Source organism: Thermodesulfobacteriota bacterium (assembly GCA_034189135.1).
Classification (GTDB): domain Bacteria; phylum Desulfobacterota; class Desulfobacteria; order Desulfobacterales; family JAUWMJ01; genus JAUWMJ01.
On record JAXHVO010000128.1, the window covers coordinates 57,145 to 70,516 of the forward strand.

A 13,372-nucleotide genomic window follows, 5' to 3' on the forward strand; every position below is an offset into this window, starting at 1 on the left:
CGGCTTTCTGCGTCGTCATCATTTCCGGCTCGCTTCAAGATCTTCGTATGCTTTGATTATCTCCTGAACCAGACGGTGCCTTACCACATCTTTTTTGGAAAAAAAAACGAATTTTATTCCTTCGATGTTTTGTAAAATATTTTTGGTTTCTACCAGGCCTGAAGGCCGGTCTGAGGGAAGGTCGATCTGGGTTATATCTCCGGTAATGACAGCCTTGGAACTGAAACCTATACGGGTTAAAAACATCTTCATCTGCTCAGTGGTGGTGTTTTGCGCCTCGTCCAATATGATGAAGGAATCGTTTAATGTCCTGCCGCGCATGAATGCAATCGGTGCGACTTCTATTACCCCTTTTTGCATAAGATTGGAAACCTTTTCGAATCGCATCATATCATGAAGTGCATCATAAAGGGGCCTTAAATAAGGGTCAACCTTTTCTGCCAGATCTCCTGGCAGAAAACCGAGTGCTTCGCCGGCCTCAACTGCGGGCCGGGTGAGGATAATACGGCTGACCAGGCCCTTGGAAAGAGCCGATACAGCCATAGCCATAGCCAGATAAGTTTTTCCTGTTCCGGCAGGGCCAATAGCAAAAACGATATCAAAACTGCGTATGGCATCGATGTAATCCTTTTGGGCCTGGTTTTTGGGCGATATTGGACTTTTTTTAGATGTAATGCAAACCGTATCAAGGAAAATATCTTTCAGATTAATTCGGTCATCTTCACTTAACACTCGGATTGCGTGGTCAATATCGTTAGGATAAACAGTGTGCCCGTTTTTGGAAAGGTCATAGAGCTGTTGAAGAATATTTTGTGCCAGACTTACTGAAATCCCGTCACCCTGAATAAAAACAGTATTTCCTCTGGCATTAATTGAGAGATCAAGCGCATCAGCAATTTTTTTAAGATTGCTGTTATGTTCTCCAAACAGCTGCCTTGACAGGTTAATATCAGCAAAATCCAACTTGGTCTGATTATCGCCCGGAGTTACTTTGTTATGATAAGGTTGACTCGATTCCATGTTTTTTCAACACCATCAGAATAAACAAACTCTTATATCATACCTTTCTAAGGGATTGCAAACTACAATTTTGCAAAACAGGGTGAAAATAAAAACACCTTGACTCAAAATTATCGCTTTGTTAGTTTACAAATTTGAATAAATGACTGTTTTACATGCAAAATATACTATTTTATTGTCACTAAAGCACCCCGACCCCAAAAAAAGATTCACAACCAAACCCTGTGTGTGGTGGTGGCAAAATAAATTCTGTTTTCATTTATAAGGATATTATGAATAAATTTGATATGTTAATAATCGTCATTGTGGCGTTTTGCGTGCTGAGGGGAGTTTTTAGAGGCCTGATCAAGGAGATGTCTTCAATTTTAGGGGTACTGGCAGGTTTTTATGCCGCATATTCATATTATACGGTTATTGCGGGGCTTTTATCGCGCTGGATATCAAGTGCAGCCTATCTGAATATAGTAAGCTTTTTAATTTTATTTTGCGGTGTGTTTTTTATCATCAGTATTTTAGGAGTGATTATCAAATATGTGCTCGATATTGCCTTTATGGGTTGGGTGGATCGTGTCTGTGGTGCCGGTTTTGGTATAATAAAAGGGATATTGATTGTTTCTGTTCTTTTAATTATTTTTACTGCTTTCCTTCCGAAGAATGCCTCATTTGTAAAAGACTCCGTGCTGTCCTCCCACGTGGCGTTTGTCTCAGAAAAAATGGCAAGAATTGTTTCTAAAGATTTAAAAAGTGAGTTTTTATCCAAAATCAGTGAGCTGAAGAAATCTTGGAACATATCAAGATAATGAGAGACTCATCCGCTGATAAAACACCTCTTGAAGACTTGATTCAGTTGATAGAGACGTTAAGAGGAAAAAACGGATGTCCCTGGGATAAGGAGCAGACTCCTGAAACCCTGGTGGTTTATCTGGTGGAAGAGGTATATGAACTCCTTGATGCCATTGAATCAGGCACTCCTCAGGAGGTTTGTGAGGAGCTTGGTGATGTTTTGTTTCAAATATTTTTCATGGCTGAATTATATCACGCCATGAAGCATTTTGATATTTATGATGTGGCCCGTGCAAACACCCAAAAAATGATCAGGCGCCATCCCCATGTTTTTGGCAGTGTCGAGACAGGAAACACCGATGAAATAAGACAGCGCTGGCACAAAATCAAGATGCAGGAAAAAAATAATAGCGGTGCAGCTTCAGTTCTTGACAGTGTTCCGGTAAAACTACCTGCCCTGATGCGGGCATACAGGATTTCCGAGCGTGCAGCGGCAACCGGTTTTGACTGGGATACTATTTCATCGGTGATGGAAAAGGTAAAAGAGGAGTTGTTGGAATTTAAGTCTGCCTTGTCACTTAAAAAAGATGAAGCCTCGATGGAGTTCGGTGATATACTGTTTACCCTTGTCAATGTCGCCCGGTTTGCCGGAATTCATCCGGAAACATCACTTAGTGCTGCAATAAAAAAATTTGAAAAACGATTTAGGTATATGGAAGAAACGCTTTTTAAAAAGGGAAAAAAATTAGAAGATCTTACACGAAATGAAATAGAATTGATGTGGGAGGAGGCGAAGCGATTTTATGATCGCAATTATTGATTATGATGCGGGAAATCTGACCAGTGTCGCACGGGCTGTATCACATATCGGTTTTCAATGCCGGGTGACCAGCGACGCCGGAGAAATATTAAAAGCGGAGCATATCATATTTCCGGGTGTCGGTGCTGCCGGCAGTGCCATGGCGAGTTTGAAACGTACCGGTCTTGACAGCGCGATAAATGACGCATTTCACATGGGCATACCGATTCTTGGAATCTGTCTGGGAACTCAAGTGATTATGGGGCACAGTGAGGAAAATGATACCCCGTGTCTTGGCATAATAAACGGTCTGGTCCGGGCTTTTCAGCCGGGTAAAGCCACGAAAAATGGAAACCGTCTGAAAATTCCTCATATGGGCTGGAACCGTGTGGCGATTAATAAAGAACATCCGGTGCTTTCCGGTATTGACAGGGATGATGAATTTTATTTTGTGCATGGTTTTTATCCGGAGCCGCAGAATACAGCGCATGTGCTGGGGACCACTAATTATGGAGTTTTATTTGCATCTGTGGTTGGTTTTGAAAATTTATTTGCCACCCAATTTCACCTTGAGAAAAGTGGACGACCGGGGCTGAGAATGCTGGAGAATTTTTGCAAATGGAAGCCGTAAAAGGAAATTACACATGCTGAGCAAACGTATCATACCCTGCCTCGATGTCCGGGAAGGGAAAACCACCAAAGGGATTCGGTTTAAAGATAATATCGATATTGGCGACCCTGTTGAAATGGCTCGCTTTTATTATCAAACAGGGGCGGATGAAATTGTATTTTATGATATCACGGCATCCAGCGAAAAGAGGGATATCATGATTGACGTGGTGAGGCGTGTGGCTGATTCCATATTCATACCTTTTTCAGTGGGTGGAGGTATTCGCAGTGTGGATGACATGCGAAAAGTACTTTTGGCCGGTGCTGAAAAGGTAAGCGTCAATTCTGCTGCTGTAAAGAACCCTGATGTTATTGCAAAGGGCGCCGAAGCGTTTGGCAGCCAATGTATCGTTCTGGGTATGGATGTAAAGCATGTGGGTGTAAAAGACAATATTCCGTCCGGGTATGAAATTGTGATCAATGGTGGAAGAACGTATATGGGCATTGATGCCTTAAAATGGGCAATCAAAGCCCAGGAACTCGGGGCAGGGGAGATATGCCTGAATTCGATTGATGCTGACGGAACAACTACGGGATATGAACTTGACCTGACCTCTCTTATTTCAGGCAGTGTTGAAATCCCTGTCATTGCGTCGGGCGGGGCAGGTAAGCCTGAACACCTTAAGGATGTACTGACAAAGGGAAAGGCAGATGCTGCGCTTATTGCATCAATGATTCACTATGGTAATTATACCGTTGGGCAGATTAAATCATATCTTGCGGAAAACGGAGTAAAAGTCCGCCAATCTTGGTAGACACTTTTTAGGATTTACTCTGTTTGTTCAAATGTAAAACCACATCTCTTGGGTGCGGATTTTTACTCCTTTACACCGTTTTACCAAAAGGTACATATCCGGGTGGAATTCTTTGGATTAGATTTCCGTCTTCATCATATTTTTCTAGTATCACTTTACCGTTTTCGATGGTGTTCCTGGTGTCGGTCTTATCCTCTGTTTGGGTATCCATTTTAGAACCGGGACTGTCATCTGTTTTTCCCACGGGTCTTTCCTGTATCGCCTGTGTGACCTTTTGTTGCGCTATTTCCTTGTCATATACAACATTATTATGATTTGTTCGCATGGTTTGTTGTATTGACGCTTCTCCTATCGCATTGATCATGGTCAAGCCCCCCTTTCATGTTTTGTTGATATCGCTCTGAAACCTTATCTCCCTTGAGAAATTAGCATTTTTAAAGGTCTCATCCTATTAACTCGACAGACAGTAATTTTTATCCCTTCATCGGTAAGATTTCTCAAGTCACCTGGTTAAAACCTTTTGATGGAAAGCGAATTGGTCTTTTTTTTGCTGTTATCTATGGTGTGGTAAATAAATTCGGCTTTCTCGTTACTATTTTCTCTTTCGATGGTATGCTGAAATTGTTTAGTAATTTCATGGTCTGCTTTTTCCGGTTTATCTTCCTGATCGCCACGGGTAATGCGGTTAACAATGTCAGCAGTTACGTTATTATAAATGGCTTTTAGTTTTCCCTCTATGGAAATACTGATTTTGTCGGCCGATGACTTTTTAGCAGGAGCGCTGTTTTTTTTAGTATGGGTATTTTTGCTTAGCTGCCTGCTGTAAACCTTAAGAACATTTTGCATTTGATAATTTGTGATTTGCATAATTTTTCTCCTGACTTACATATCGGCACAATGGTTTAATAACTTTAGCAAAAAATGAAAAAAAATGGATATAAATATGCAGAAAAATGATTAACCTATTGATATAATGGAATATAAAAACTTTTGGGGCGATGGCAAAATTAAGAAAAAAATGTATGATCAGGGGAAATAAACGGTAGCGTTGATCGTCTCTGCCTGTTTCGATTCACATCTGATTTTATATGTGACGTGCCGTCAGGGCATTACTTTTCGCCAAACTGGGGTGCGAAACTTGAGTTATTAGTTAAGGCTGATACGGGCAAATGGGCGCCTATCCGGACAAACTGAGTAGAGATTGAAAAACTTCCCGAATCCTCAATTAAATAGCGTTACTATAGAGCATAAGCAGACAAATAAATCCTAATGAAATGTCTGTGACTTTCAAAAGCCACTTCAGGCAGGTTAGCGAAGTCAAAGCATGCGATATCCGATGCGTCATCTCCTGCTCTGGGTGTTCCGCTATAATTTTCAACAAGATAGCCAATCATGAGGACTGTATTGTATTTGTCGCTATGGTTTGAAGTGACCCCAAGGAGCATACCGATATGTCCGGTTAGAGCTGTTTCTTCTTTTAACTCTCTTAAGGCCGCTCGTTCAGGTGTTTCTCCAAGCTCCATGAAACCTCCGGGAAGACACCAGAAACCTTTTTTAGGCTCTACGCTCCTTTTGACCAGAAATAATTTTTTGCTCTCATCTACAACAACCAGACAGGTGGCAGGTACCGGGTTTTCATAAACAGGTTCCCTGCAGGCTTCACAAAAAGGGCGTACAGTCCCCTCGATTAATTTTGTTGAAAGCGGTGCGCCGCAGTATGAACAATTGGTTTTTTTCCGCATCTCAATCGTCAAAATCACCTTCAGGCCCTTTGTTGGAAGAGATCCGGCCGGCGCGCTCTATAATTTTATCTTCAGTCCATTGCATCGGATCTTCTATTTTTTTCGCTTTTGAGCCCGGATCGTATGAGTTGGCCTTGAGTATGGTTTCAATAGCAAGCGGTGCGGTATCTTTTGTATTTAATACATTTACCAGCATGTTGTAAACAAAGTTTTCAACCCGACGGATCATTCTTTCCCTGATTTCTTTCGGTTGCCCCAAAAGTTTGTTTTCAAAGGGCAGGTTGAGCTTTTTGTAGTTTCCTCCCTTGAGTTCGTTGGCAATGGCATAGGCCGTCATTTCGTGCCAAATCCTTTCTGAAGCGCCTTCTCCTTTCACCTTGATGAAGTCTCCATTATCGTCAAGAATGGCGTTTCCATAATCATTCACTTCAAGGCCCCATGAAATCATTTGCAGGGCCGTAGCCACATTTGCCTTGGTGGTTCTTGTTTTTGCTGCGATCTCTCTCAGTCGGTCAGAACTGTTTCCGGAAGTCCCATGCTGGGCCCCGGATACCTTATAGTCGGCAAGTGCATCATGTATTTCTTTGGTTAAATCGACCTGTATCCCCTGGGCACTTTCCTCAATTCCATGGGTGGTTCCGTTATTTAGTGCAATCCAGTCCGGAAAAATATCACGCGCGTTTAACCCCTGAATTAAAAAGAGAGCCTCTTCCACAGTTGAAAGACCGCTTTTTCCTTTAATTTCACCGACTTCTGTTTCGAGCCCGGCCCATTTGGGTATCAAGGCGTTTAACTCAATATTGGCAAGGAGATTCTTGTCATCCGGCATATGCGAAGCATCTATGGCAATTGAAGTTAATCCTGCATCAAACAGAGTCGGGATCTCTATCCTGGCCGCTGCTAAATCGCCTTCCTTTTTGATACCGTAGTGATCGGCATGTATGGCGACCGGAATGGTAATATTAAGCTCGTTGCACATCGCATCCACATGCCTGGTTATATTCCAGTAATTCACCGCACAGTAGGGATTGGCTCCACCCTCAGATCTGGCGATTTCAATGATAATAGCAGCATTGGCTCTTTGCGCAGCTTTTAAGGCGCCCCGTATCACAAAGTTACTCCTTCCGTTGGCGGCCATGGTGGTGGCTTTCCCTTTGACGAGCATTGCCCTGTCGATAAATTTTCCGCTCACGATGAGCGCTTTTGAATTCGGGAAAAGCTTTACAACATTGGGTGGACGGCCTTTTTTAAGTGCCTTTTCAAAATCGGTAGAAGAGATACGGGTTGCAGCCATGGCTTATCCTCCTTTAAGAAAAAATTGGTACGATTTTGCAGCGTGCTCTTTTGGTGTCACGCGATAGTATTGACGATTAACCACCCGTAAATGCCATTTGTACTCCGGAACATTTAAGCAACCACCAAACAAATAAGTTTAAAACACCTATTATGGTTAGAGACAAATGTGCTTAAAGGGTTATTCATCGATAAGCGAATACTCAGGCATTTGATAGAGTTTTCGAATCTGATAGCTTAATGTATCCGGTAGATACCTGCCCCAGATTTTTATCGGTATTTCATCCATATGAACGGTTGGGCTCAAACCGACTGCCAGAAGATATTCAATGATATATTCTATATTTAAAGAAATGTTTCCATAAAGATCCTGTCCCTGCCTCTGACGGAAAATTCGGCTTTCATGCATGCTTCGCCCTATTTCAGACTCCACCAGCTCTTCAAAAGTGGTAAATATCAGATCCATTTGGATGGTATCGGCTCCGGTGATAATGAACCCGGCAAAGTCCTCATATGATTGAACGTTCGGCAGTCTGCTTTTAATTGAATTTTGATATTTGTTATTTTTTTTAAATTTGTCGGTAATATAATCGAAATCGACCTTTAGTTCAACAATATAATGGACAGCGTTATAATTTCCTGAATGTTTTTCCTTCTCAACTACGGAAACTCCGGGCAGGGCGGTGAGCACAGATTCAAGTTTATTTTCTCCATACCTGTTGTCGATAATTTTCGTTCCCACAATGTCGTTGATTGTCATAGAATCAACGGGAAATTTGATACCGTTCTTCCTGATTCGAGACATGATTTGCTTTTCTGCTTCCATATAATCGTTATGCAGAAAAAGCGCATTATTATTTTTTCTTTTGGTTTTTACTTTTGAAATATCCTTTGCCAGTGATCTGATTTCATTATAAACGTGCATTGACGCATATCGGCTTGCCTTTTCAGCAATCCTCCTCGTGCGTTTGAATCGGCATATACTCAGCAAATGAGTAAGATGATCGTGATAGAGATAACCGGTTATGGGAGATCCAACGTAATAGTATTCGGGAGTTTTCATATATTTTGTTATTAAAGACTTTATTCTATCAGATTTTGCATGACTGTTGTGGCATAAAAAATCCTTTAATACTTTTTTATGTGAAATGGGCGATTTCTTAAAAGGTAAGTCTGTAAGGGAGTTGAGAAGTTTATTTATGAATAGGAGCATGGTTTCCCATGCGGCAAAGCTGTCGTAAGTGATTATCCTGGTGGTTTTAAGGGGGTCTTCAGGTTCGAATCTGTCGGAGAGCCACCTGTTGGTAATTTCAAAGAATTCAGCTCTGTGTAAAAAGGCGGATAGATACATGTAATGATAAGGAAAGAAATTGTTGAATGCCGAAGAACTCAGCAATAAATATCAATCAGCAAACCGATATGATTTGTTTTTAAAGGCTCAATCATGCTTGCCTGGTTGTAAGTATTTATATGATGATCCATATCGGTATCGGCAAACTTAAAAACATTTTTGCAGTAATCCCTGTACAGGTTTAAATTTGCCGAAAGCTTCGGTTTGAGCTGGTGATCGTTATATACAGTGGGCACCAGGCTATAATTGGAAGATATTACCATCGGATTTCAGGTATTAATTTGCTGTATCTTTTGAGTTCATCAACGATATTATCCGTAATGATATATTTGGTATTCTGTCTTTTCCCCTAGAAGAAGATCAATTTTTTCTTGAATTTCAGCTCGTTCCTTAGAATTTAGCCAATTTTTCCAGTCATCGATTGATTGCCAGGAACTTATCACCAGATTTTCCTGCGGATTTTCAAAGTTTCTTAAAGTTTCGCCGGAAATATAACCCGGTTGGTTATTGGCAAGGGCTCTGAGTTGTTTGAGAAGCGCAGTCAAATATTTTATATTATTTTCCGGCACCATCCGCTTAATGATTATTTTAACAGTCATTTAGTCTCCTTTCTCAGATGAAAAATCTGGTTGGTAATTGGCCTATTTTTTTTTGGCTTCCGCTTCTTCCAGTCTTTGGTTATATTCTTTTTTTTCAGTTTCGAAGGCCTCAAATTTTTTCTTTAACTCTTCCTGTTGCTGATTTAATTTTTTTATTTTTTCGTTAATTTTCCAGACATCTCTTCGGTTGTTTGCATTTTTTCTATCTTCTGCGATCTGTTCTCTTTCCTTTTTTATTTCCTCATGTTCTTTTACCAGCTGCAATCTTGTATTATTGAGACGGTCATGAAATTTTTCAAGGTCCTCCTGATTTTTATTCTCATCCTGCCCTGCATTTTGTTTTATGGCGTTTTTTACAACGTTATCTGTATCATTATCGCTTCCGGGTTCTTCATATCCCTTCAAGCCTGCGCGCTGATCTTGGGGAACTTTGTTAAAATCATCCGTAAAATGGGTGTTGCCATTTTCATCCACATATTTATAAAATTCAGCCGATACTGCGGTGGAAAAAAAGATAATAATCAGACATATAAACAGTTTTATCAAATTCATATGGCAGCGCTCCTTTAAAGCTTTTTATAATTAATAAATAAATACCACATACAGACCTATTTTGCAAACACCATGTGGGTAAATGGAATATAAAGGTTATTTTCTCATCCATTTTCATACAAGGCTTGAGTGTAAAACATCGAGTATAAAAGGTCTTGCTTAAAAGCTTTAATCAGTATATATGTCACAACCTGATATGAAGGGTCAAAATAAATACTTTTTTATCATTGGTCTCCCCCCTTCTCCAGCTTCCACCCATATCCCAACCATGATTTGCAGCAGGGCAGGGGGAATTTTAAAGGAATTGCCATGTTAAGTGAAAAAGAAAAGCTGGACACTTTGGCTAATTTAATGGTCGAACTCAACCAGGTCAGCGACCTGGATATTTTGATGGAACATATTTTAACACAGGCACGTCGATTTGTGAATGCGGATGCCGGTTCAATCTACATAGCCTATGATGACTCACTTCAGTTTACTTATACCCAGAACGATACACTGCAAAAACGTCTGGCTAAAGGTGAAAAACTGATTTATTCCACTTTTACTTTGCCGATAAATGAGCAAAGCATTGCCGGTTATGTGGCCGCCACAGGCAGGCCTCTGAATATAAAAGACGTTTACAGTCTGGAATCGGACTTGCCATATAATTTCAGCAGGGAGTTTGATGTTGCATCAAAATACAAGACACACTCGGTCCTTACCATTCCGCTAAAAGCGGCAAATGGAGACGTTCTGGGTGCGGCGCAGATTATTAATGCCATGGATGCGGATAACAAAGTGATATCATTTTCTGAAAAAGACGAAAAGATGATGATGCATTTTGCCGGTATTGCTTCGGTGGCATTGGAACGTGCCAAGATGACACGGGCAAATATACTTCGCATGATCAAGATGGCCGAGATGCGTGATCCCAAGGAGACGGGAGCCCATGTTAACCGTGTGGGCGCATTTGCAGTTGAAATATACGAACAGTGGGCTTTAAAGCGCAATCTTTCCAGGAAAGAAATAGATAAAAACCGTGATGTGCTTCGCATGGCTGCGATGCTCCATGATGTGGGTAAGGTGGCCATTTCAGACGTGATCCTGAAAAAACCGGGCAGGTTCAGCAAAGACGAATTCGAAATTATGAAGCAGCATACCGTTCTAGGGGCCAGGCTATTTTTAGACCGTCAGTCCGACTTTGATAAGGCGGCACTAATCGTTGCGCTGACTCACCATGAGCGCTGGGATGGAAAAGGTTATCCCGGACCGGTTAATCTTTTGGACGGAAGAGCAATCACCGATTACACAAATTCAGAAGAGATGCCCGGCGGGATTAAAGAGGGGGAAATACCTCTTTTTGGCAGGATAGTGGCCATTGCCGATGTTTATGACGCTCTATCAACGGTGAGGACTTATAAAGAGGCATGGAATGAATCTGAAGTATTGTCGGTGATTGAAAAAGAGGCAGGATTCCATTTTGACCCTGAAATTGTTGAAGTTTTCTTTTCCAGTCTTGATATGATACGGGCGATTCAGGAAAGATATAAAGACAATCACTGACGGTATCGTAAAAAGCCCAACTTCTGCGTTGTGCTGCATTTCGCAATCATTCAACCTACGATTAGTACGCCTCATGATTACAAAATTTGCACGCCTTGAATTTGAACTTTTTACGATACCGTCAGTAACTAGTGTATCTATTTTCTTAATATGATTACGCGTAACAATTAGTTTTCATTGCGGAAGACGCAAAGCATTCTTCCCCTAAAGGTTAAAATTATGAAGATTCGTGAGTTATTAACCGTTTTCGTTGTCTTGCTATTTTTATTGTCGTGCGTACCCAAAGCAGTGATTCAACCCGTCCCTGAGAAAGCGGGTACACCCGAAGCACTTTTTTTAAAAGCTGAAAAACTTTTTCAGGCAAAATCATACTTTAAGGCTCTCAATGAATATGAAAGATACCTTTCATTTTTTCCTCAAGGGACCTTTGCTGACGATGCTTTGATGAAAATGGGTATGATTTATGTGGCGGTGAAAAAAAATAAAAAAGCACGAAAGATTTTCAATCGTTTGCTTTCCCAATACCCGGACAGTCCTCTTGCCATTGATACCCGGATTGAAATACTTATTACCTATTATAATGAAGCACAATTTGCAGAAGTAATACAGCTATCCTCAAGCCTGTTGGAAGGGAAGATATCCAAGGTCAATACCGGAAGGATATACACCATTCTTGGCGATACCTATGTGGCCATGGACTCTCCGGAAGATTCGATACATTTTTTTACTATGGCTCATAAAATGTCTGAAGTCGCTCAACAACAGTCGATCATGGTAAAAATGAAACAAGCGGTGGGCAAACTTGATTCCGAGAGTATTTTATCACTTCTCAACTACATTGAAGACAAGCTTCCCAAAGGCTATCTCATGTACCATCTTGGTGTGAGCTATTCGAAAGAGGAAAAACCCGATGAAGCGATCAGGGCTTTAACGGAATTCGTGAAAAGCTTTCCTGAGCACGAAAACGTGCAGCAGGCTAAACTTTTGATAGAAGAGATTGCCGGAAAAGCAGTTTACCGCCGCTATACCATCGGATGTTTACTTCCGCTGAGCGGCCCTTATAGCATTTACGGGAACAGGGCCATGAAGGGGATTGAACTTGCTTTGTCTCAATTCAACTCTATAGCCGCCAACCCATCTATAAATGTATTAATTAAGGATACCGGAGGCAATCCCGACCGAGCGATTGTGGCGATGCAGGATCTGCAAAATGATCAGGTTGCCGCAATCATCGGGCCGATTATTACCGCGGAAGCGGTGGCAACCGAAGCACAGCATAGCGGGATTCCCATGATTACCATCACCCAGAAAGAAAATATTACCGAGATAAGCGACAATATTTTCCGAAATTTCATTACACCTGAAATGCAGGTAAAGGCGGTTGTTTCTTATGCGGTTGATGTGCTCGAGGTAAAAAATTTTGCTGTTTTATATCCCGAAGAGAAATATGGGACCCATTTCATGAATCTGTTTTGGGATGAGGTATTGAAATACGGGGGCAGAATAGTCGGCGCCGAAGCGTATAATCCCTCACATACCGATTTCAAAGATCCGATCAAAAAGCTGGTGGGGCTTTACTATGAGGTCCCTGAAGACCTTAAAGAAAAAATGGATGCCGAACAGGTTGATATGGAAAAGCCGGATGCCGAAAATCCGGATGATGAAGACGAGGAACCCGAACCGGTGGTTGATTTTGAGGCCATTTTTATTCCGGATGGCCCTAAAAAAGCTGGCCTGATCATCCCCCAGCTGGCATTTCATGATATTGAGGATGTGTATCTTCTGGGAACCAAACTCTGGCATTCGAAAAAACTGGTCGATATGACCAAGGAGTACATCCAAAGGGCCATCATCCCTGAAGGTTTTTTCCACCAGAGCACTTCCGTAAAGATCAGAAATTTTGTGGAGAAATTTGAAAAAACATATTCAGAAAAGCCCGGGTTTATCGAGGCGATCGCCTATGACACTTCCATGATATTATTTCAAATATTGAGCCGGCCGGATGTCAGATCCAGGAGTGCCATCAAAGATGCGCTCATGCAAGTTAAGAATTTTCAGGGGGTTACCGGGCTGACGTCATTTAATGATACGGGAGATGTTAAAAAAAAGCTCAGCCTGCTTCGTATCAAGGATGATCAATTTGTCGAGCTGGAATTTAATTAATAGGAATTGGAAATTTGGCCTCCATATTTTTACCACGGATTTACACAGAAATTTCACAGCTAGTAAAAATTAAAATTCAGTGTCTCTCGGTAAAACTCCGT

15 protein-coding genes are annotated in these 13,372 nt (G+C 41.3%); 6 read left to right on the plus strand and 9 right to left on the minus strand.

Going from position 1 to position 13,372, the window contains the following annotated elements; all coding sequences use genetic code 11:
* Nucleotides 1-18 precede the first annotated feature (18 nt).
* Nucleotides 19-1,020 (minus strand): PhoH family protein, encoded by a 1,002-nt coding sequence (locus tag SWH54_18535; GenBank protein ID MDY6793270.1) that lies wholly within the window; start codon nt 1,018-1,020, stop codon nt 19-21.
* A 272-nt stretch (nt 1,021-1,292) separates the two neighbouring features.
* Between SWH54_18535 and SWH54_18540 the strand changes: the two genes are divergently transcribed.
* The 4 genes from SWH54_18540 to hisF are packed head-to-tail and all read left to right on the plus strand — an operon-like array spanning nt 1,293 to nt 4,026.
* A complete protein-coding gene (locus SWH54_18540) occupies nt 1,293-1,820 on the plus strand; it encodes a CvpA family protein (protein MDY6793271.1) in 528 nt (175 codons plus the stop codon).
* Nucleotides 1,802-2,623, plus strand: a complete 822-nt coding sequence (gene mazG / locus SWH54_18545) for a nucleoside triphosphate pyrophosphohydrolase (GenBank protein ID MDY6793272.1) — start codon at nt 1,802-1,804, stop codon at nt 2,621-2,623. The genes SWH54_18540 and mazG overlap by 19 nt, the downstream gene beginning before the upstream one ends.
* Nucleotides 2,607-3,233, plus strand: a complete 627-nt coding sequence (hisH, locus tag SWH54_18550; GenBank protein MDY6793273.1) for an imidazole glycerol phosphate synthase subunit HisH — start codon at nt 2,607-2,609, stop codon at nt 3,231-3,233. The genes mazG and hisH overlap by 17 nt, the downstream gene beginning before the upstream one ends.
* 13 nt (nt 3,234-3,246) lie before the next feature.
* The gene (hisF, locus tag SWH54_18555) at nt 3,247-4,026 is read left to right on the plus strand and encodes an imidazole glycerol phosphate synthase subunit HisF (protein ID MDY6793274.1); all 780 of its coding nucleotides are present in this window, start codon (nt 3,247-3,249) and stop codon (nt 4,024-4,026) included.
* A gap of 70 nt (nt 4,027-4,096) precedes the next feature.
* On the opposite strand, the gene SWH54_18560 is transcribed toward hisF, so the two are convergent.
* The 8 genes from SWH54_18560 to SWH54_18595 form a co-directional block, all read right to left on the minus strand.
* On the minus strand, nt 4,097-4,390 hold the full coding sequence (locus tag SWH54_18560; GenBank protein MDY6793275.1) for a hypothetical protein: 294 nt from the start codon (nt 4,388-4,390) through the stop codon (nt 4,097-4,099).
* Nucleotides 4,391-4,536: 146 nt separating this feature from the next.
* The gene (locus tag SWH54_18565; protein ID MDY6793276.1) at nt 4,537-4,893 is read right to left on the minus strand and encodes a DVU0524 family FlgM-associated protein; all 357 of its coding nucleotides are present in this window, start codon (nt 4,891-4,893) and stop codon (nt 4,537-4,539) included.
* A gap of 371 nt (nt 4,894-5,264) precedes the next feature.
* Nucleotides 5,265-5,768, minus strand: a complete 504-nt coding sequence (locus SWH54_18570) for an NUDIX domain-containing protein (protein ID MDY6793277.1) — start codon at nt 5,766-5,768, stop codon at nt 5,265-5,267.
* Between the two features lies 1 nt (nt 5,769).
* Nucleotides 5,770-7,062, minus strand: a complete 1,293-nt coding sequence (locus SWH54_18575) for a class II fructose-bisphosphate aldolase (protein MDY6793278.1) — start codon at nt 7,060-7,062, stop codon at nt 5,770-5,772.
* 180 nt (nt 7,063-7,242) lie between these two features.
* Nucleotides 7,243-8,457, minus strand: coding sequence for a hypothetical protein (locus tag SWH54_18580; protein ID MDY6793279.1), 1,215 nt, complete (start codon nt 8,455-8,457; stop codon nt 7,243-7,245).
* On the minus strand, nt 8,451-8,675 hold the full coding sequence (locus SWH54_18585; protein MDY6793280.1) for a hypothetical protein: 225 nt from the start codon (nt 8,673-8,675) through the stop codon (nt 8,451-8,453). Before SWH54_18585 ends, SWH54_18580 begins: the two co-directional genes overlap by 7 nt.
* 48 nt (nt 8,676-8,723) lie before the next feature.
* Nucleotides 8,724-9,011, minus strand: coding sequence for an antibiotic biosynthesis monooxygenase family protein (locus SWH54_18590; GenBank protein ID MDY6793281.1), 288 nt, complete (start codon nt 9,009-9,011; stop codon nt 8,724-8,726).
* Between the two features lie 42 nt (nt 9,012-9,053).
* Entirely contained in the window at nt 9,054-9,563 is a 510-nt protein-coding gene (locus tag SWH54_18595; protein ID MDY6793282.1) for a DUF4124 domain-containing protein, read from the minus strand.
* A 309-nt stretch (nt 9,564-9,872) separates the two neighbouring features.
* On the opposite strand from SWH54_18595, the gene SWH54_18600 reads away from it, so the two are divergent.
* Both SWH54_18600 and SWH54_18605 read left to right on the plus strand, forming a co-directional pair.
* On the plus strand, nt 9,873-11,108 hold the full coding sequence (locus SWH54_18600; protein MDY6793283.1) for an HD domain-containing protein: 1,236 nt from the start codon (nt 9,873-9,875) through the stop codon (nt 11,106-11,108).
* A gap of 219 nt (nt 11,109-11,327) precedes the next feature.
* Entirely contained in the window at nt 11,328-13,271 is a 1,944-nt protein-coding gene (locus tag SWH54_18605; protein ID MDY6793284.1) for a penicillin-binding protein activator, read from the plus strand.
* Nucleotides 13,272-13,372: the final 101 nt, after the last annotated feature.

Bases quoted from the DNA above. Each gene is read 5' to 3' on its own strand.
- SWH54_18570 (MDY6793277.1), bottom strand. From the start codon at position 5,768: ATGCGGAAAAAAACCAATTGTTCATACTGCGGCGCACCGCTTTCAACA.
- SWH54_18565 (MDY6793276.1), bottom strand. From the start codon at position 4,893: ATGCAAATCACAAATTATCAAATGCAAAATGTTCTTAAGGTTTACAGC.
- hisH (MDY6793273.1), top strand. From the start codon at position 2,607: ATGATCGCAATTATTGATTATGATGCGGGAAATCTGACCAGTGTCGCA.
- SWH54_18600 (MDY6793283.1), top strand. From the start codon at position 9,873: ATGTTAAGTGAAAAAGAAAAGCTGGACACTTTGGCTAATTTAATGGTC.
- SWH54_18590 (MDY6793281.1), bottom strand. From the start codon at position 9,011: ATGACTGTTAAAATAATCATTAAGCGGATGGTGCCGGAAAATAATATA.
- SWH54_18595 (MDY6793282.1), bottom strand. From the start codon at position 9,563: ATGAATTTGATAAAACTGTTTATATGTCTGATTATTATCTTTTTTTCC.
- SWH54_18540 (MDY6793271.1), top strand. From the start codon at position 1,293: ATGAATAAATTTGATATGTTAATAATCGTCATTGTGGCGTTTTGCGTG.
- SWH54_18605 (MDY6793284.1), top strand. From the start codon at position 11,328: ATGAAGATTCGTGAGTTATTAACCGTTTTCGTTGTCTTGCTATTTTTA.
- SWH54_18585 (MDY6793280.1), bottom strand. From the start codon at position 8,675: ATGGTAATATCTTCCAATTATAGCCTGGTGCCCACTGTATATAACGAT.
- SWH54_18560 (MDY6793275.1), bottom strand. From the start codon at position 4,390: ATGATCAATGCGATAGGAGAAGCGTCAATACAACAAACCATGCGAACA.
- SWH54_18575 (MDY6793278.1), bottom strand. From the start codon at position 7,062: ATGGCTGCAACCCGTATCTCTTCTACCGATTTTGAAAAGGCACTTAAA.
- hisF (MDY6793274.1), top strand. From the start codon at position 3,247: ATGCTGAGCAAACGTATCATACCCTGCCTCGATGTCCGGGAAGGGAAA.
- SWH54_18535 (MDY6793270.1), bottom strand. From the start codon at position 1,020: ATGGAATCGAGTCAACCTTATCATAACAAAGTAACTCCGGGCGATAAT.